This window comes from Cyanobium sp. FACHB-13342 (assembly GCF_014697415.1).
Classification (GTDB): domain Bacteria; phylum Cyanobacteriota; class Cyanobacteriia; order PCC-6307; family Cyanobiaceae; genus Cyanobium_A.
Window position 1 is genome coordinate 57,072 of record NZ_JACJRT010000007.1, and the last position, 15,584, is coordinate 72,655.

Sequence of the window (15,584 nt, forward strand, 5' to 3'; positions counted from 1 at the left end):
CGGGCATTAAAAGCAAGCCTGCGGTTCATACAGCCGATCCGCCTGCTCCAAGGGCAGCCGGGCCGCCACCGCCAGCTCCAGGGAACTGTGCTGGCCGGCCGCCAGCCGCTGGGCCGCCGCCACCCCGATCATGGCGGCATTGTCGGTGCAGTAGGCCAGCGGCGCCACGCGCCAGGCCAGGCCATCCCGCTGGCAGCGCGCCTCGAGCAGGGCCCGCAGCCGCCGGTTGGCGGCCACGCCGCCCACCAGCACCAGGGTGCCCAGACCCTGCTCCCGGGCGCAGCGACAACTGCGCTCCACCAGCACCTCCGCCACCACCTGCTCAAAGCTCGCGGCCAGGTCGGCCAGGGGCAGGGGCTCGCCATCCCCCTGGTGCTTAGCCTCCAGCGCCCGCACCTGGCGCAGCATCGCCGTTTTGAGGCCGCTGAAACTGAAGTCGTAGGGGTAGTAGCCCCCCTCGGGCCGCGACACCCGACCCTTGGGCAGGGCAAAGCGACGGGGATCCCCGTCGCGGCCGGCCGCTTCAATCGCCGGACCGCCCGGGTAGCCCAGGCCCAGCAGCCGGGCGACCTTGTCGAACGCTTCTCCGGCCGCATCGTCGTGGCTGCGGCCCAGGCGCTGGTACTGCCCCGGTCCGTCGACCCGCAGCAGTTCGGTGTGGCCGCCGCTCACCAGCAGCACCAGGTACGGCCCGGGGGGCAGGGGATCGCCGAGCTGCACCGAACAGAGGTGACCCTCCAGATGGTGCACGGCCACAAACGGTTTGCCATGGAGACGGGCCAGGGTGCGGCCGGTCACCGAGGCCACCAGCAGGGCCCCCACCAGGCCCGGAGCCGCGGTGGCCGCAATGCCGTCCAGCTCAGCCAGGGCCAAGCCGCTCTGCCGACACACCTGGTCGATCAACTGGGGCAGGGCCTCCACGTGGCGACGGGAGGCGATTTCCGGCACCACCCCACCCCAGCGGGCGTGCTCCTCCACCTGGGAAGCCACGGCGCTGGCGAGCACCGTCTGATCCCGCACAATCGCTGCCGCCGACTCGTCACAACTTGTTTCGAGGGCAAGAACCGTCGCCATCCGTTCCGGGGAGCTCCCGTACTGTCCAGTGGTGTCATCCTGCCCCGCGGCCCTGCGTCCGATGCGCCGTCTTTTTTCCCGCAGACTCTTCGCAGTTCTGCTCTCCGCCTTCCTGCTTCTCGGCTTCGCTCCCGTGGCCAAGGCGGATGTGGCGGGGCTGACCCCCTGCTCCGAAAGCGCCCGCTTCCAGCAGCGTGCCGCCGGAGCCAAGACCGAGCAGGCCAAGGCTCGCTTCGCGATGTACAGCCAGGCCGTCTGCGGCGCCGATGGCCTGCCCCACCTGATCGTGGACGGCCGCTGGAGCCACGCCGGTGACTTCATGATCCCGGGTATTGCCTTCCTCTACATCGCCGGTTGCATCGGCTGGGCTGGCCGCAACTACCTGCGGGCGATCCGCAACGACAAGGATGCGGCCATGAAGGAGATCCAGATCGACCTGCCGCTGGCCTTCAAGAGCACCCTGGCTGCCGCCACCTGGCCCCTGGCCGCCTTCGGCGAGCTCACCAGCGGCAAGCTGCTGGAATCTGACGACAAAGTCACGGTTTCACCCCGCTGATCGGCAGCTCCCTGCGCCGTTTCAACTCCCCTGAATTCCAGCCATGAAAAAGTTCCTCACCACCGCCCCGGTGTTCGCCGCCATCTGGTTCAGCGTCACCGCCGGCATCCTGATCGAATTCAACCGCTTCTTCCCCGACCTGCTCTTCCACCCGCTCTAAGGGAATGGGTGTTGATCGGGCTCCATCCCGAGCACCACAAGCGGCCCCGAGGGGCCGCTTTTTGATGGCATGGGTTTGCTGGCCCGAGGCGGTCAGGCCCGCAGGTCCATCAACCGCTCCAGCTCCTGCACAGCGGCGTCGAGCTCGCCATTGACCAGCACCGCATCAAACTCCGGCGCCGCAGCCAGCTCGACCCGGGCCCGCTCCAGGCGTCGGGCGATGGCCTCCTCGCTGTCGGTGCCACGGCCCCGGATGCGCCGTTCCAGCTCCGCAAAGCTGGGGGGCTCCACAAAAATCTGAAAGCCGGCCGCAAAGCTGCGCCGCACCTGGCGGGCGCCCTCCAGTTCGATCTCCAGCAGCACCGGTCGGCCCGCGGCGAGCTGGGCTTCCACCGGTTGGCGGGGGGTGCCATAGAGATTGCCCGCAAATTCGGCCCACTCCAGAAAGCCGCCCTCGGCCACCTGCCGCTCAAAGGCCTCGCGGCTCAAGAAGAAGTAGTGCTCACCCTCCACTTCCCCAGCCCGGGGGGAGCGGGTGGTGGCCGAGATCGACAGCCAGATTTCCGGGTGGTGGGCCAGCAGCCGCTGCACCAGGGTGCCCTTGCCCACCCCACTGGGGCCGGTGATCAGGGTGAGGCGGCCGGGCGGGGCGCTCATGGCAGGCATCAGCTCTGGCCAGCAGAGTAGAAGCCAGCCTCGAAGCCCATGGCCCCCTCCCGTCTTCAGGCACTAGACGTCACCACACTGCGGGCGGTGCTGGCCGAATGGCGACCGCTGCTGCTGCCGAGCCGGTTTGAGAAGGCCCAACAGGCCAGCCCCCATGCCCTGCAGATCGGCCTGCGCAGCCTCAGCGGGGCCCATTGGCTGGAGCTGAGCTGGCAGGCGGAAGCGGCCCGGCTGCACACGATCCCGCCGCCGCCACGCCAGGGGGATGGCAGCACCCTGGCCCAACAGCTCCAGCACGCCCTGCGGGGCCTGGCCCTGGTGGAGATCCGCCAGCAGGGCTGGGAACGGGTGGTGGAGCTCGGCTTTGCCCGGCGCCCCGGCGAACCGGCGTTGCGTTGGCTGGTGGCCGAACTGATGGGGCGCCACAGCAACCTGCTGCTGCTGGACGCTGACCGCCAGGTGGTGGCCCTGGCGCGCCAGGTGAAGCCGCAGCAATCACGGTTGCGGCCGATCGGCACCGGCGACCCCTACCAACCGCCGCCGCCCCTGGCGGGGGAACCGCCGCGGCTGGAGGAGGGCTTCGAGAGCTGGCAGCGGCGGCTCAGCCTGGTGCCCCTGCCGCTGCAGCAGGCCCTGCGGGAGAGCTACCAGGGCATCAGTCCCGCCCTGGTGCGCCAGCTGCTGCCCACCGACTGGGGGGATCGGGCCGTCGACACCCTCAGCCCCGCCCAGTGGCAGCAGCTGTGGCAGATCTGGCGTCGCTGGCTCACGGCCGTGGAGGGCGAGCACTTCGGCTGGCAGCAGAGCGCCGAGGGCTACTGCTGCTGGGGCACGGACACGGCCCCCGGGCCCCTCGCGGTGAACCGGGGCCTGGCGACCTATTTCGCCGCCCACCTCAGCGCCCAGGACCTGCTGCAACGGCGCCAGCAGCTGCGCCACCGGCTCGAGGCCGCGGCCGCCCGTGAAACCCGCCAGGCCAGCGAGCAAGAGGCCCTGCTGGCGGCAGTGCCGGAAGGGGAAGCCCTGCAGCGCCGGGCCGATGCCCTGCTGAGCCAGCGACAACCCAGCCGCCAGTGCATCGATGAGGCCCAAAAGCTCTACAAAACCGCCCGCAAACGGCGCCGTTCCGTGGCGGCGATCACCCCCCGCCTGGAGCTGCACCGGCAGCGGCTGGCCGGGCTGGAGGCCAGCCTCACCTACCTCGACCAGGCCGACAGCTCCGATCAGGTGGCCAGCCTGGCCCGTGAGCTAGAGGCCCTACTGGGCGATCGCAAACACGGCAGCCAGGGGGGCCGGCGCCAGGCCCGTGCCAGCCAGGGCGCCGAGGGGGAGCCCCAGCCCCTGGAGCTGCACACCGCCGCCGGCCTGCCCCTGCAGGTGGGCCGCAACCACCGCCAGAACGAATGGATCGCCTTTCGCCAGGCCCGCCGCGGCGATCTCTGGTTTCACGCCCAGGAAATCCCCGGCAGCCACGTGGTGCTGAAGAGCTCCCAACAGCCACCGAGCGAGGGGGATCTACAGGCCGCCGCCGATCTGGCAGCCCACTTCAGCCGGGGCCGCGGCAACCGGCGGGTGCCGGTGGTGATGGTGCCCACCGAGGAGCTGCAACGCATTCCCGGTGCCGCCCCCGGTACGGTGCGTCATCGGGGCGGCACCGTTCTCTGGGGCGAACCGCAACGCGCTCTTAGCCTGCTGCCGGAGCCGTGACCATGAGCCCCGAACCCGACACCCCCTCCCCCAACCCGACCACCGCAGCCCAGCCCCTGGAAGCCCCAGCCCCGATACGGGTCCCTGTCCCCTCCGGCGCTGGAGACCCACCCGACAACGACTTCCCCGACGAAGTCGAGATGAGCCTGGTGGACCACCTCGAGGAGCTGCGCCGGCGGGTGCTGCGCAGCCTGCTGGCGGTGGTGGTGGCGGCAGCGGCCTGCCTGCTGGCGGTCAAACCGTTGGTGCGGCTGCTGGAGATGCCGGCCGAGGGCATCCGTTTCCTGCAGCTGGCCCCGGGGGAGTTCCTGTTTGTCTCCCTGAAGGTGGCGGGCTACGCCGGCCTCACCCTGGCCCTGCCCTACGTGCTCTACGAGGGGCTGGCCTTCGTGCTGCCCGGCCTCACCCGGCGCGAACGGAACCTCGTGGCGCCGGCGGTGGCGGGCTCAGCCGTGCTGTTCGCCGCCGGCCTGGCCTTCGCCTGGTGGGCCCTGGTGCCGGCCGCCCTCCGCTTCCTGGTGAGCTACGGCGCCGACGTGGTCGAACCGAGCTGGTCGATTGAGCGCTACCTCGACTTCGTGCTGCTGCTGATGGTGGCCACCGCCCTGGCCTTCCAACTGCCGGTGCTGCAGCTGCTGCTGGGCGCCCTGGGCCTGGTGAAGGCCCAGCCGATGCTGGCCGGCTGGCGCTGGGTGGTGCTGGCCAGCGCCCTGGCGGGCGCCGTGCTGACCCCCTCCACCGATCCGGTCACGATGCTGCTGCTCTCCGGAGCCATCACCGCCCTCTACCTGATCGGGGTGGGACTGGTGGCCTTCACCGAGCGGCTCCGCCCGGCCTAAAGCAGAAATTCACTGGCCCGACCGGCGGGAATCTCCAGGGCCAGCCCCAGGGCCTTGCCGAGCCGCGGTTTGTCCGTGGTGGTGAGCAACCAGCGGCGCACCTGGCCCGCCACCCCCAGCCCGTTGAGCAGACCCACCAGCTCCTCGAGCTTGGCCCGGTAGCCCTCCTCGCTCAGCGGAAAGGACTGCTGCTCGAGGTAGGCCCACATCACCTGCAGATACACCCTTCCCCGGCGCTGCACCAGCTGGAGGTCATAGGAGACCTGCCAGCGGGCCTCCAGCATGTCCCACACCTCCTGCGCTGACAGGGGTCCATCGCCGGCGGCGGCTGGGGGAAGGGGGCTGGGGGGCTGGGACACGCCCGGAGTCACAGGTCGGATTGCACAACAGCATGTTGCAGGCCCAGCCGCGGCCGGGCAGCGGCGCCCCGGGGCCGCAGTGGCAAGGTTCATAATGGGCGCCACGTTGTCCCGGCACGCCGACATGACCCAGATGCCTGCGAGCGCCTCCAGTGGCGCCAATGGTGATGTGCCCGGAATGGGTCGTCGGCAGTTCATGAACCTGCTGACCTTTGGGTCAGTCACTGGTGTGGCCCTGGGCGCCCTCTATCCCGTGGCCCGCTACTTCATCCCCCCCAAGGCCGCGGGCTCCGGCGGCGGCACCACCGCCAAGGACGAACTGGGCAACACCGTCACGGCCAGCGGCTGGTTAAGCACCCACAAGGAGAGCGACCGCAACCTGGTGCAGGGCCTCAAGGGCGATCCCACCTACCTGCTCGTCGAGGGCAGCGACGCCATCGGCAGCTACGGCATCAACGCCATCTGCACCCACTTGGGCTGCGTGGTGCCCTGGAACGCCGCGGCCAACAAATTCATGTGCCCCTGTCACGGATCCCAGTACGACGCCACCGGCAAGGTGGTGCGGGGCCCCGCCCCCCTCTCCCTGGCCCTGGCCCATGTGTCGGTCGAGAACGACAACGTGTTCCTCAGCCAGTGGACCGAAACCGACTTCCGCACCGGCGACAAGCCCTGGTGGGCCTGATCTCCCGACCGTCCGTTCTTCCCATCCCGTCTGTCGCCTGATCCCGTGATGCGTCGTTCCCTCTCCCTGCTGCTCGGCTCCTTGGTGGGCACCGCCCTGAGCCTGACCGTGCTGCTCGCCGGTGCCAGCCCCAGCTGGGCCTACCCCTTCTGGGCCCAGCAGAACTACGACTACCCGCGTGAAGCCACCGGCAAGCTGGCCTGCGCCAACTGCCACCTGGCCAAGAAGCCCACCCACGTCGAACTGCCCCAGGCGGTGTTCCCCGATGAGGTGTTTAAGGTGGAAGTCGAGATCCCTTACGACACCAAGGTGCAGCAGGTGGCTGGCGACGGCAGCCCCAGTGGCCTCAACGTTGGCGCCGTGGTGATGCTCCCCGACGGCTTCACCCTGGCTCCGGCCGATCGCCTCAGCGACGAGCTCAAGGAGGAGACCGCCGGGGTTTACGTGACCACCTGGAACGAGGAGAACCCGAACATCCTGCTGGTGGGCCCGCTGCCTGGTGACGATCACCAGACCATCGTCTTCCCGATCCTCTCCCCTGATCCGGCCACGGACAGCTCCATCCACTTCGGCAAATACCAGCTGCACGTGGGCGGCAACCGGGGCCGCGGCCAGGTCTATCCCACCGGTGAGAAGAGCAACAACGGCGTCTTCAACGCTCCCGTGACCGGTCAGGTTTCCGCCATCACCGCTGGGGACAATGGGGCCTCTGTGGTCGAAATCACCGCAGCCGACGGCAGCAAGGCCAGCGAAACCGTTCCCGCCGGCCCGACCATCACCGTCGCCGTGGGTGACGCCGTCACCGCCGGTGCAGCGCTCACTAACGATCCGAACGTCGGTGGCTTCGGCCAGATCGACGCCGAGGTGGTACTGCAGAACCCTGTTCGCATCTACGGCCTGCTCGCCTTCTTCGCCGCCATCGCCCTGGCCCAGATCATGTTGGTGCTTAAGAAGCGCCAAGTGGAGAAGGTCCAGGCCGCTGAAGGGCTCATCTGAGCAGCGTGCTTGCCACCTTCACCTCTCCGGGGCCCCTGGTTTTCCAGCTGGGCCCCGTTGCCTTGCGGTGGTATGGCCTGCTGATCGCAGTGGCCGTGCTGCTGGGGCTCAGCCTGGCCACCCGCCTGGGCCGGGCCCGCGGCATTGAGCCCGGCCTGATCGCCGACCTGTTGCCCGTGCTGGTGCTGGGGGCCGTGATCGGTGCCCGGCTCTATTACGTCGCTCTGGAATGGCGCCAGTACTCCGGCAACTGGCTCGATGCGATCGCCATCTGGCGCGGTGGGATCGCCATTCACGGCGCCCTGCTGGGGGGCACCCTCGCCACCGTGCTTTTTTGCCGCTGGCGGCGCCAGTCCTTTTGGCCCCTGCTGGACGTGCTGGTTCCCGCGGTGGCCCTGGGACAGGCCATCGGCCGCTGGGGCAACTTCTTCAACTCCGAGGCCTTCGGCCGGCCCACCGAGCTGCCCTGGAAACTGTTCATCCCTGTGGGCCAGCGGCCTGTGGAGTTCCTCGATCAGGCCCACTTCCACCCCACCTTCCTCTACGAATCGGTGTGGAATCTGGGGGTGTGCCTCCTGCTGCTGGTGCTGTTCCGCCAAGCCAGCCGGGGGCGCATCCAGCTGCTCCCCGGCGCCCTCAGTTGCGTGTATCTGATGGCCTACAGCAGCGGACGGGTGTGGATTGAGGGCCTACGGCTCGATCCCCTTTGCCTGCTGGCCAATCCCCCCTTCTGCGAGGGCGGCCTGCGCATGGCCCAGCTGGTGAGCCTGCTGCTGATCGCCCTGGGCGGCGCCGGCCTCTGGTGGCTCTACCGGCGCCACCGTCCCCTTCCCGACCCCAGTGGAGTGTCCGTTTGACCGCCTCACCCACCGCCGCTGAAGCCGGCCTGAACGCCAAACCGGTTTGGATCGTCGGTGCCGGCCCCGGCGCCCCCGACCTGCTCACCCTGCGGGCCGCCCGGGTGTTGGAGCAGGCCGACGTGCTGGTGTGGACCGATTCCCTCGTCAATCCCCAGATCGCAGCCCTCGCCCCCGAGGGCTGTGAGCAGGTGCGCACCAGCACCCTCACCCTGGAGCAGGTGATGGAGGTGGTGCTGGATCGGGCCAGGGCTGGCAAGACCGTGGTGCGTCTCCACGACGGTGACCCCTGCCTCTACGGGGCCATTGCCGAGCAGATCTGCCGCCTGGCCGATGCGGGCATCGGCGTGGAGGTGGTGCCCGGCCTGAGCGCCTACCAGGCCGCCGCCTCGGCCCTGCAGAGCGAATTAACGATCCCCGGCCTGGTGCAGACCATCGTGCTCGGTCGCGCCGGCGGCCGCACCGGCGTGCCCGAACGGGAAGCCCTGGAGCGGTTGGCGGCGCTGAGAGCCTCCCTCTGCCTCTACCTCAGTGCTCGCCATGTGGATGAGGTGCAGGCCGAGCTGCTGCGCCACTACCCCGCCGACACCCCTGTGGCGATCGGCTACCGGGTGAGCTGGCCTGACCAGTGGCTCAGCGTCGTTCCCCTGGCTCAGATGGCCCAGGTGAGCCGGGAGCGTTCCCTGATCCGCACCACCCTGTACGTGGTGAGTCCAGCCCTGGCCGCCCCGGAGGAGGCCCGCTCCAAGCTCTACTCAGCCAGCCACAACCACCTGTTCCGCGGCGGCGCCTGAGGCGGGCTCGCCATAGAGCTCCCGGGCCAGCCGGTCGCGGTCGAAACGGCAGCCCAGCCGCTCCGCAATCGCCTCGACATCGCGGGCCCCGTTGCCCAGGCAGCAGGTGCCCCCCGGTGACGGCGTGACGTTGAACACCAGGCCAGGACAGGCCGCAATGCTGGCTTCACCGAGCATCAGCTTGCGGTTGGTCTTGTCGATCAGCTGGGGCCGCACCCCGCCGTAGCCCTCGGCGAAGCTGAGATCCCGGAGCTGCATACCGGGCACGATCTTGCGGGCATCAGCCAGAAACAGGCGCCGACGCAGCCAGGGCACCTCAAACAGCAGGTTCTTGAGGATGTAGTTGCGGATATCGGCGATGCGGAACAGCTGCCAGAACACAGCCAGCACGGCCCAGTCGAGCCGCAGCACCTGCAGAAATTCCCAGAAGGAGGCCGGCTTGTAGCGCTCCAGCAGCGGCAGCAGCAAGGCGGTGGGGCCGAAGCGGGTCTTGCCCGGGGCGCGCACATCGGGGTCGCCATGGATGGCGGCAAAGGGCAGCTTGTCGTTCTGCACGGTGTACACCTTGCCCTGGAGCAGGTCGGGGGTGAAGTAGAAGCTGCCCGCCACCGGCAGGCACGAATACTCCAGGCCATAGCCCATCCGCTGGGCCATCAACAGGCTGTGGGCACCGGCATTCACCACCACGTGGCGGGCCCGCACGCTGCGCGCCTCCTGCCCGGCGGCGCTGGCACAACCGGGGGTCGGAGCCAGCGCAACCCGAAACCCATCCCCCTCCGGGGTGATCGTGCCCACGCTGGTGCCGAGCTGCACGGTGAGCTGGCGATTGGTGCCAGCCACTGCCGCCTCAGCCTGGGCCACAAACGAGGCGGAGAGCTCCTCGTAATCCACGGCGGTGTAGGTGCGGCAAATGCCGATGGCCACCAGCTCTTCCGGACGGGGCTGGCCGTTGAGCAGGGCCACCTGGGGTTCCCAGTCGGCGATTTGCTCCTTGTCGAGCAGTTCCATCGCCGGGAAATGGGGCGAGAAGCGGGCAAAACGCTCCCGCAGGAAGGCACACTCCTGCCCCCCCACACCGAGCACCATCTTCGGCGTCCGGAACACACAGCGATCGCGGGTGGCTGGATCGAGCAGATCGGCGTAGTGCACGATCATCTCGGCCGTGCGCTTCACCCGTACCGCCTTCTCCAGGGTGTAGTTGGTCTCGATATCGCCGCAGTGGATCGTCTGGCTGTTGTTGGTGGCCTTGGAATTCACCCGGGCGAGGGCGTCGTAGCGCTCCACCAAAAGGATGCGCTCCACATCGGTATAGCGCGCGAGCTCGAACAACAGCGCCGTGCCGCACACCCCACCCCCCACGATCAACACATCCACGTCCTGGGAGGCGGGATCGGGGGACGGGGACGGGATGTCGGTGGTCGCGCTCACACGGTGGGGCTGGATCTGCCCCCATGGTGACGGATGGCCCGCCGGCCGTGTTTTAAGCTCCAGGGGTGCGGGCGATTAGCACAGCGGTAGCGCACTTCCTTCACACGGAAGGGGTCACTGGTTCGAATCCAGTATCGCCCATTTTGATTGGCTAAACCGGCCGACCACTCTGGCGTAAGCCTTGCCAGCACAGGCTTTCCGGGCACCTCCACCGGTTTTTCCAGCTCCCACCCAGCAGCCTGGTGGCGGGCCGGAGTTTTCCCGCCAGAATGGCGAGATTCAGCTTCTGGACTCGCCGATCCGGTGCCGGACTCCCCCATCCCCGAGCCCATCCCCGCCCTGCGAGCCCTGGGCCAGGTGCTCCGCCAGGGCCGAGAGGCCCAAGGTGTGGGCCTCGGCGAGCTGGCCGACAGGCTCAACATGGGGCAGGAACAGCTCCTGGCCCTGGAAGAGGGGGATGCCGGCCGTCTGCCGGAACCGGTTTTCGTCATCGCCCAGGCCCGGCGGGTGGCCAACAGCCTGGCGATTGATGTCAACGGCCCGCTCCAGGCCTTGCGGGACTGTGACGCGTTCCAGGCCAGCCCCCTGAAGGTGCGCGAACTCACGCCTCGCCCCAGCCAGCGACCGCTGGGCCAGAACGGGGCTTTCCCCGCGAGCGGCGGCGAACGAAGACCGGGCGTCCTCTCCGCCCAGGCCCTGCAATCCATGGGCCAGATCGCCCTGGCAGCCGGCATTCTGGCGGCCATCATCGGTGGCGGCAGCGCCGGCTGGCAGCAGTTGCAACGACAGCCATGGCTCCGGCAACAGGTTCGCCCAGCCCAGCCCCCGACCACAACGACGACCACCACCACCGCTTCCACCACCACCTCTTCCACCCCGACCAAGGCAACCCCCGCCAAGCCAACCCCCGCCAAGCCCGGCCGCCAGGACGACCAGCTCCTGTTGCGCAGCCGTCAGCCCAGCTGGCTGGAGGTGAAGACAGCAACGGGCACCACCCTGTTCCGGGGCACCTTCCAGGGTGAGCGCCCCTTCCCCCTGGCCGGAGGACTGCTGGTGCTGGCTGGCCGACCCGACCTGGTGCAGGCCCAGCTCGGTTCCGGACCCGCCCAACCCCTCGGCCCGATCGATCAGGTGCGCTGGCGCCGCTTCAAGGCTCCGGCACCCTGAGCCCCAGGCCACAGGCCTCCTGCACCACCGGGCCGCAGGAGCGCAGGCTCCAGCGCTCCAGGCTGAGGTCCAGCTCGGGTTGGCCCGGCGGCGGCGCTGCCGGTTCGAGGGCGATGCTCAAGGCACCGGCGAGGGACTGCACCCGCAAGCCGGCAATCACCGCTGCGGGCCGGCGATCCAGGGCCGCCGCCAGACGCAGCAACAGGGCCATCGACGCCACCGTGCGGCGCTGGTCGCGATCTTCGATCAGCTGCCAGGACTCGTGCCGCTTCTTCGGCAAGCTGCGCCGGTGGTAGCGGCCGATGGCCGCCACCATCCGATGCTCCGCTTCGGAGTAGCCCAGCAGCTCGCCGTGGCGAATCAGATACCAGCTGTGCTTGTGATAGGCCGAGATGTTGATGCTCTTGCCGCAGGTGTGCAGCTGGGCGGCGGCCCAGAGCAACTCCCGCCCCGGTCCGTCATCGTGGTGCAACAGTCCGCGGGACTGGTCGTACAGGCTGAGGGCGTGGGTCGCCACCCGATCGGCCCGGGTCCGATCAACGCCGAAACTCTGGGCCAGATGCAGCACGGTGCGCTGGCGAATCGTGCTCTGGAAGGAGAAGCGATCGCCGAGCAACCCTTTGCGCAGCATCCAGTCGACGATCAGGCCCTCCCGCAGGGCCCGGTCACACACCACCAGTTCCCGCACCTGCAGCATGGCCATAGCGGTCTGCAGGATCAGGGCCCCCGGCACGATGATTTCCGCACGCCGCTCATTGATGGCGGGCAGGGCACGCCGCTGCTCCGGGCCCATGGCCACCAGCCGGGCGGTGAGCTGGTCGATGCGCTCCCGGCTGAGCCGGTAGCCCTGCAGTTTCAGCGGGGGTTTGGGATCCTCCGCCGCCGCCAGGGCCGCCAGGGCCAGGGCCGTGCCGCTGGTGCCCACCATCAGCGGCTGTTCCCCCGGACGCAACGCTGCTTTCACCTCGGCCACGGCTGGGTCGAGGGCGCCCTGGATGTAGGCCTGCAGGAAGGAACGGCGGTCAGCGGATAGGGGATCTTGTTGGCAGAACTCCCGCTGCAGTCGCACCGCACCGATGCGGGTGCTGCTGAAGGAGCGGCCATCCCGGCCATCGGCCAGCACCAGTTCGGTGGAGCCACCTCCGATGTCGATGATCAGATGGGGCTGGTCGCCGAAGGCCATGCCCGAGAGCACCCCCAGGTAGATCAGCCGGGCCTCCTCCGGCCCACTGACCAGATCCACATCCAGGCCGAGCTGCTCCTGAAGCGCCACCAGAAAGTCGCGGCCATTCGGGGCTTCCCGCACGGCACTGGTGGCCGCGGTGACGATCTGCTCTACGCCATGGCTGAGGGCCAGATCGCGATCGTGGCGGAGGGTGCGAAAGGCGCGCTCGATCGCCTCAGCACTGAGGTCGCCGGTCTGGGGATCCCGTTCCCCCAGCCGGGTGGTGGCCTTCTCGGCGAGCACCACGGAGAAGCTGCACAGCTCTGGATCCACCTCCGCCACAAGCAGGTGAATCGAATTGGTGCCGATGTCAATCGCGGCCACCCGGCGCCGGCCGGCCTGCGTGAGGGAGGGGGCCTGAACCATCAAGCTCGGCGACAGCCGGTGGGGCGCCACTTTGCCATCCCCAGCCGATTGCACCGGCACACCTAGGGTGCGGCGCAACGGAAATTGGGCACAGAAACCGGGCATGGCCAACTCCGCGATCGGCGCCAGGTTGCGCGCCTGGCTCGAACTGGTGCGCTGGCACAAGCCCAGTGGCCGCCTGATCCTGCTGATTCCCGCCGGCTGGAGCCTCTGGCTCACCCCCAACGCCCCGCCGTCGGCGCTGCTGGTGGGGTTGATCGTGCTGGGAGGACTGGCCGTGAGCGCCGCCGGCTGCATCGCCAACGACCTCTGGGACCGGCGCATCGACCCCCTGGTGGAGCGCACCCGCAGCCGGCCCATCGCCGATGGGCGTGTCGGAGTGGTGGAAGCGACGGCGTTGCTGGTGCTGGCCCTGCTACTGGCCCTGGCGGTGCTGCTGGTGTTGATGGGAGGCCTACCCGCCAGCAGCCGCAGCCTCTGCCTGCTGCTGGCGCTCGCCGCCCTGCCCCCGGTGCTGCTCTATCCCTCCGCCAAGCGCTGGTTCGGCTACCCCCAGGTGGTGCTAGCGCTGTGCTGGGGCTTCGCTGTGCTGATTCCCTGGGCCGCCGCCACGGGCTCCCTGGCCGGCGGCTGGCCCCTGGCCCTGGTGTGGCTGGCCACCCTGCTGTGGACCTTCGGCTTCGACACGGTGTACGCCATGGCCGACCGGGACGATGACCGGGCCATCGGGGTGCGCAGCAGTGCCCTCAGCCTGGGGCAGCAGGCCCCCCTGGCGGTGGGGGTCAGCTACGGCCTCGCCGCCCTGGCTTTGAGCCTGGCCGCCGGCCTGCAGGGCTGCGGCTGGATCACCTGGCCGCTGGTGCTGCTGGCCGCCGCGGGCATGCAACGCGAAGCCGCCCTGCTGCGCCGCCCCCAGTTGCCACGCTCCGCCTATGGCCGCCACTTCAGTCGCCAGGTGCAACTCGGCGGCCTGTTGCTGCTGGCCCTGGTGCTCGGGCAACTGCCATGAGCCATCCCCTCGGCCGCACCATCCGCCTGCCCGCGCCCCTGCAGCCCGGGGATCGGGTCCAGCTGGTGGCGGCCAGCTCGGCCCTGCTGGGGGAAGAGGCCCAGGCACGCCTCCAGGCCGGCATCGCCGTGCTGGAGGGTTGGGGGCTGCAGGTGGAGGGCGCCCCGCTGCAGGGTCGCCGGTGGGGATACCTGGCCGGCCGCGATCCGGAACGGCGCGGCGACCTGGAAGCGGCGGCCCGGCGGGGGGCGGAGCTGCTGGCCTGCGTGCGGGGGGGGTGGGGAGCCGCCCGCCTGCTGGAAGAGCCCCTGGGCCTGCCGCACCGCTGGCTGCTGGGCTTCTCCGACGTCACCTCCCTGCTCTGGGCCCAGCTGGCCCAGGGCCGGGGCGGCGCCATCCACGGCCCCCTGCTCACCACCCTGGCCGCCGAGCCGGCCTGGAGCCAGGAGCGGCTGCAACGGCTGCTGTTCGGCGACCCCCTGGCCGACCTCCAAGGGGTGGGCTGGAGCGGCGGCACCGCCGCAGGCCCCCTACTGGCAGCCAACCTCACGGTGGCCACCCACCTGCTGGGTACACCCCACCTGCCGGATCTGCGCGGCGCGATCCTGGTGCTGGAGGACGTGGGCGAGGCCCCGTACCGGATCGAGCGGATGCTCACCCACTGGCGCCTCAGTGGCGCCCTGCAGCAACTCGCAGGCATCGGTCTGGGTCAGTTCACCGATTGCGAGGACGCCCCACCTGAGGATGCCCCTTGCACCGAACAGGATCTGGATCGCTTCAGCCTGGAGCAGGTGCTGCGCGAGCGCACGGCCGACCTCGGCGTGCCGGTGGTGAGTGGCCTGCCCGTCGGCCACGTCGCCGGCAATGCGGCCCTGCCCCTGGGGGCCTGGGCCGAACTCGACGGCGACCGGGGCCGGCTGCGGGTGCTGCCCAGCTGAGCGCCCGAGCCGCTCAGCTCCGGCCCGCCAACACCGCTGCCGCCACGGTGAGATCGAAGGGCGTGGTGAGCTTGATGTTGGACGGGGGCGCCTCCAGCACCTGCACCGGCAGCCCCAGCCGTTCAAACAGGGCCGCGTCATCGGTGACGCTCCAGCCCTCCGCCGTGGCGGTGGCGTGGGCGGTGCGGAGCTGGGCCACCGGGAACCCCTGGGGGGTCTGGGCCGCCCAGAGCCCGCGACGATCCGGGGTGCCGGTGATCGTGCCCGTGCCATCCACCTGCTTGATCGTGTCGGTGACCGGGGTGGCCGCAATCACCGCTGCGCCCCCGCTCACGGCGGCGGCGCAGCGCTCCAGCAGGGCCGGCTCCACCAGGCAGCGGGCGCCGTCGTGGATGAGCACCCCCTCGGCCTCCGCCGGCAGGGCCGCCAGCCCGCGGCACACCGACTCCTGGCGGGTGTCCCCACCCAGAATCCAGCGCACGGGCCGGTCGGGACTGGCCGCCGCCACGATCGCCGCGACCGCCTCCGCATCCACTAGCTGGCCGACGATGCCGATCCAATGAATGGCCGGACAGGCCAGGGCGGCGTCCAGGGTCCAGGCCAGCACGGGCCGGCCCGCCACCGGCAGGAGCAACTTGTTGCCCTCGGCTCCCATGCGGCGGCCGCTACCGGCGGCGGCGATCAGCAAATGCACAAGCGACTCCTGGTAAACGGGGCAAACCGGATTCGATCCATACAATCAGGCCGCCGAACCCGTGCCTT

General features: G+C 69.9%; 17 protein-coding genes and 1 tRNA gene. 12 read left to right on the top strand and 6 right to left on the bottom strand.

Annotated features, from left to right (window positions below; translation table 11 throughout):
* Positions 1 to 6 precede the first annotated feature (6 nt).
* Positions 7 to 1,074, bottom strand: a complete 1,068-nt coding sequence (gene tsaD, locus H6G16_RS03960; protein WP_190389020.1) for a tRNA (adenosine(37)-N6)-threonylcarbamoyltransferase complex transferase subunit TsaD — start codon at positions 1,072 to 1,074, stop codon at positions 7 to 9.
* A gap of 61 nt (positions 1,075 to 1,135) precedes the next feature.
* Between tsaD and H6G16_RS03965 the strand changes: the two genes are divergently transcribed.
* Positions 1,136 to 1,630: a Photosystem I reaction center subunit III gene (locus H6G16_RS03965; protein ID WP_190389021.1), complete on the top strand. Its 495-nt coding sequence runs from the start codon at positions 1,136 to 1,138 to the stop codon at positions 1,628 to 1,630.
* A 43-nt stretch (positions 1,631 to 1,673) separates the two neighbouring features.
* Positions 1,674 to 1,790, top strand: coding sequence for a photosystem I reaction center subunit IX (psaJ, locus tag H6G16_RS03970; protein WP_190389022.1), 117 nt, complete (start codon positions 1,674 to 1,676; stop codon positions 1,788 to 1,790).
* 92 nt (positions 1,791 to 1,882) lie between these two features.
* On the opposite strand, the gene gmk is transcribed toward psaJ, so the two are convergent.
* Positions 1,883 to 2,446: a guanylate kinase gene (gene gmk, locus H6G16_RS03975; RefSeq protein ID WP_190389023.1), complete on the bottom strand. Its 564-nt coding sequence runs from the start codon at positions 2,444 to 2,446 to the stop codon at positions 1,883 to 1,885.
* A gap of 48 nt (positions 2,447 to 2,494) precedes the next feature.
* On the opposite strand from gmk, the gene H6G16_RS03980 reads away from it, so the two are divergent.
* Both H6G16_RS03980 and tatC read left to right on the top strand, forming a co-directional pair.
* On the top strand, positions 2,495 to 4,162 hold the full coding sequence (locus tag H6G16_RS03980; protein WP_190389024.1) for an NFACT family protein: 1,668 nt from the start codon (positions 2,495 to 2,497) through the stop codon (positions 4,160 to 4,162).
* Between the two features lie 140 nt (positions 4,163 to 4,302).
* Positions 4,303 to 5,001, top strand: coding sequence for a twin-arginine translocase subunit TatC (tatC, locus tag H6G16_RS03985; RefSeq protein ID WP_242036193.1), 699 nt, complete (start codon positions 4,303 to 4,305; stop codon positions 4,999 to 5,001).
* Here the strand turns inward: tatC and H6G16_RS12980 are convergent.
* Positions 4,998 to 5,360: a DUF3067 family protein gene (locus H6G16_RS12980; protein ID WP_347238784.1), complete on the bottom strand. Its 363-nt coding sequence runs from the start codon at positions 5,358 to 5,360 to the stop codon at positions 4,998 to 5,000. The genes tatC and H6G16_RS12980 overlap by 4 nt on opposite strands.
* A 124-nt stretch (positions 5,361 to 5,484) precedes the next feature.
* Here H6G16_RS12980 and petC point away from each other — a divergent pair, with 124 nt between their 5' ends.
* Genes petC through cobM form a run of 4 tightly spaced genes read left to right on the top strand, consistent with a single transcriptional unit; the run spans position 5,485 to position 8,689 of the window.
* Positions 5,485 to 6,042: a cytochrome b6-f complex iron-sulfur subunit gene (petC, locus tag H6G16_RS03995; RefSeq protein ID WP_190389027.1), complete on the top strand. Its 558-nt coding sequence runs from the start codon at positions 5,485 to 5,487 to the stop codon at positions 6,040 to 6,042.
* Positions 6,043 to 6,090: 48 nt separating this feature from the next.
* The gene (locus tag H6G16_RS04000) at positions 6,091 to 7,038 is read left to right on the top strand and encodes an apocytochrome f (protein WP_190389028.1); all 948 of its coding nucleotides are present in this window, start codon (positions 6,091 to 6,093) and stop codon (positions 7,036 to 7,038) included.
* A complete protein-coding gene (gene lgt, locus H6G16_RS04005) occupies positions 7,035 to 7,895 on the top strand; it encodes a prolipoprotein diacylglyceryl transferase (RefSeq protein WP_190389258.1) in 861 nt (286 codons plus the stop codon). The genes H6G16_RS04000 and lgt overlap by 4 nt, the downstream gene beginning before the upstream one ends.
* The gene (gene cobM / locus H6G16_RS04010) at positions 7,892 to 8,689 is read left to right on the top strand and encodes a precorrin-4 C(11)-methyltransferase (RefSeq protein WP_242036158.1); all 798 of its coding nucleotides are present in this window, start codon (positions 7,892 to 7,894) and stop codon (positions 8,687 to 8,689) included. The genes lgt and cobM overlap by 4 nt, the downstream gene beginning before the upstream one ends.
* Here the strand turns inward: cobM and H6G16_RS04015 are convergent.
* Positions 8,651 to 10,117 carry an FAD-dependent oxidoreductase gene (locus H6G16_RS04015; protein WP_347238785.1) on the bottom strand — a complete coding sequence of 489 codons (1,467 nt, stop codon included), beginning with the start codon at positions 10,115 to 10,117 and terminating at the stop codon, positions 8,651 to 8,653. The two genes, cobM and H6G16_RS04015, sit on opposite strands and share 39 nt — an antisense overlap.
* Before the next feature lie 69 nt (positions 10,118 to 10,186).
* Here H6G16_RS04015 and H6G16_RS04020 point away from each other — a divergent pair.
* Both H6G16_RS04020 and H6G16_RS04025 read left to right on the top strand, forming a co-directional pair.
* Positions 10,187 to 10,258, top strand: a tRNA-Val gene (locus H6G16_RS04020).
* A gap of 162 nt (positions 10,259 to 10,420) precedes the next feature.
* On the top strand, positions 10,421 to 11,284 hold the full coding sequence (locus H6G16_RS04025; RefSeq protein ID WP_190389029.1) for a helix-turn-helix domain-containing protein: 864 nt from the start codon (positions 10,421 to 10,423) through the stop codon (positions 11,282 to 11,284).
* Here the strand turns inward: H6G16_RS04025 and H6G16_RS04030 are convergent.
* The gene (locus H6G16_RS04030; RefSeq protein ID WP_190389261.1) at positions 11,265 to 12,875 is read right to left on the bottom strand and encodes a Ppx/GppA phosphatase family protein; all 1,611 of its coding nucleotides are present in this window, start codon (positions 12,873 to 12,875) and stop codon (positions 11,265 to 11,267) included. The two genes, H6G16_RS04025 and H6G16_RS04030, sit on opposite strands and share 20 nt — an antisense overlap.
* Before the next feature lie 103 nt (positions 12,876 to 12,978).
* Here H6G16_RS04030 and H6G16_RS04035 point away from each other — a divergent pair, with 103 nt between their 5' ends.
* Together H6G16_RS04035 and H6G16_RS04040 are read left to right on the top strand one after the other, a co-directional pair.
* The gene (locus tag H6G16_RS04035) at positions 12,979 to 13,884 is read left to right on the top strand and encodes a 4-hydroxybenzoate polyprenyltransferase (RefSeq protein WP_190389030.1); all 906 of its coding nucleotides are present in this window, start codon (positions 12,979 to 12,981) and stop codon (positions 13,882 to 13,884) included.
* Positions 13,881 to 14,822 (top strand): LD-carboxypeptidase, encoded by a 942-nt coding sequence (locus H6G16_RS04040; protein ID WP_190389031.1) that lies wholly within the window; start codon positions 13,881 to 13,883, stop codon positions 14,820 to 14,822. The genes H6G16_RS04035 and H6G16_RS04040 overlap by 4 nt, the downstream gene beginning before the upstream one ends.
* A gap of 13 nt (positions 14,823 to 14,835) precedes the next feature.
* On the opposite strand, the gene ispD is transcribed toward H6G16_RS04040, so the two are convergent.
* The gene (ispD, locus tag H6G16_RS04045) at positions 14,836 to 15,516 is read right to left on the bottom strand and encodes a 2-C-methyl-D-erythritol 4-phosphate cytidylyltransferase (protein ID WP_190389032.1); all 681 of its coding nucleotides are present in this window, start codon (positions 15,514 to 15,516) and stop codon (positions 14,836 to 14,838) included.
* Positions 15,517 to 15,584 lie beyond the last annotated feature (68 nt).

What these genes read in the sequence shown, in the direction of transcription:
- gmk (WP_190389023.1), bottom strand. Translation starts at nt 2,446, where the DNA reads ATGAGCGCCCCGCCCGGCCGCCTCACCCTGATCACCGGCCCCAGTGGG.
- H6G16_RS03980 (WP_190389024.1), top strand. Translation starts at nt 2,495, where the DNA reads ATGGCCCCCTCCCGTCTTCAGGCACTAGACGTCACCACACTGCGGGCG.
- H6G16_RS04040 (WP_190389031.1), top strand. Translation starts at nt 13,881, where the DNA reads ATGAGCCATCCCCTCGGCCGCACCATCCGCCTGCCCGCGCCCCTGCAG.
- tatC (WP_242036193.1), top strand. Translation starts at nt 4,303, where the DNA reads ATGAGCCTGGTGGACCACCTCGAGGAGCTGCGCCGGCGGGTGCTGCGC.
- petC (WP_190389027.1), top strand. Translation starts at nt 5,485, where the DNA reads ATGACCCAGATGCCTGCGAGCGCCTCCAGTGGCGCCAATGGTGATGTG.
- psaJ (WP_190389022.1), top strand. Translation starts at nt 1,674, where the DNA reads ATGAAAAAGTTCCTCACCACCGCCCCGGTGTTCGCCGCCATCTGGTTC.
- H6G16_RS04030 (WP_190389261.1), bottom strand. Translation starts at nt 12,875, where the DNA reads ATGGTTCAGGCCCCCTCCCTCACGCAGGCCGGCCGGCGCCGGGTGGCC.
- H6G16_RS04035 (WP_190389030.1), top strand. Translation starts at nt 12,979, where the DNA reads ATGGCCAACTCCGCGATCGGCGCCAGGTTGCGCGCCTGGCTCGAACTG.
- H6G16_RS04000 (WP_190389028.1), top strand. Translation starts at nt 6,091, where the DNA reads ATGCGTCGTTCCCTCTCCCTGCTGCTCGGCTCCTTGGTGGGCACCGCC.
- tsaD (WP_190389020.1), bottom strand. Translation starts at nt 1,074, where the DNA reads ATGGCGACGGTTCTTGCCCTCGAAACAAGTTGTGACGAGTCGGCGGCA.
- H6G16_RS03965 (WP_190389021.1), top strand. Translation starts at nt 1,136, where the DNA reads ATGCGCCGTCTTTTTTCCCGCAGACTCTTCGCAGTTCTGCTCTCCGCC.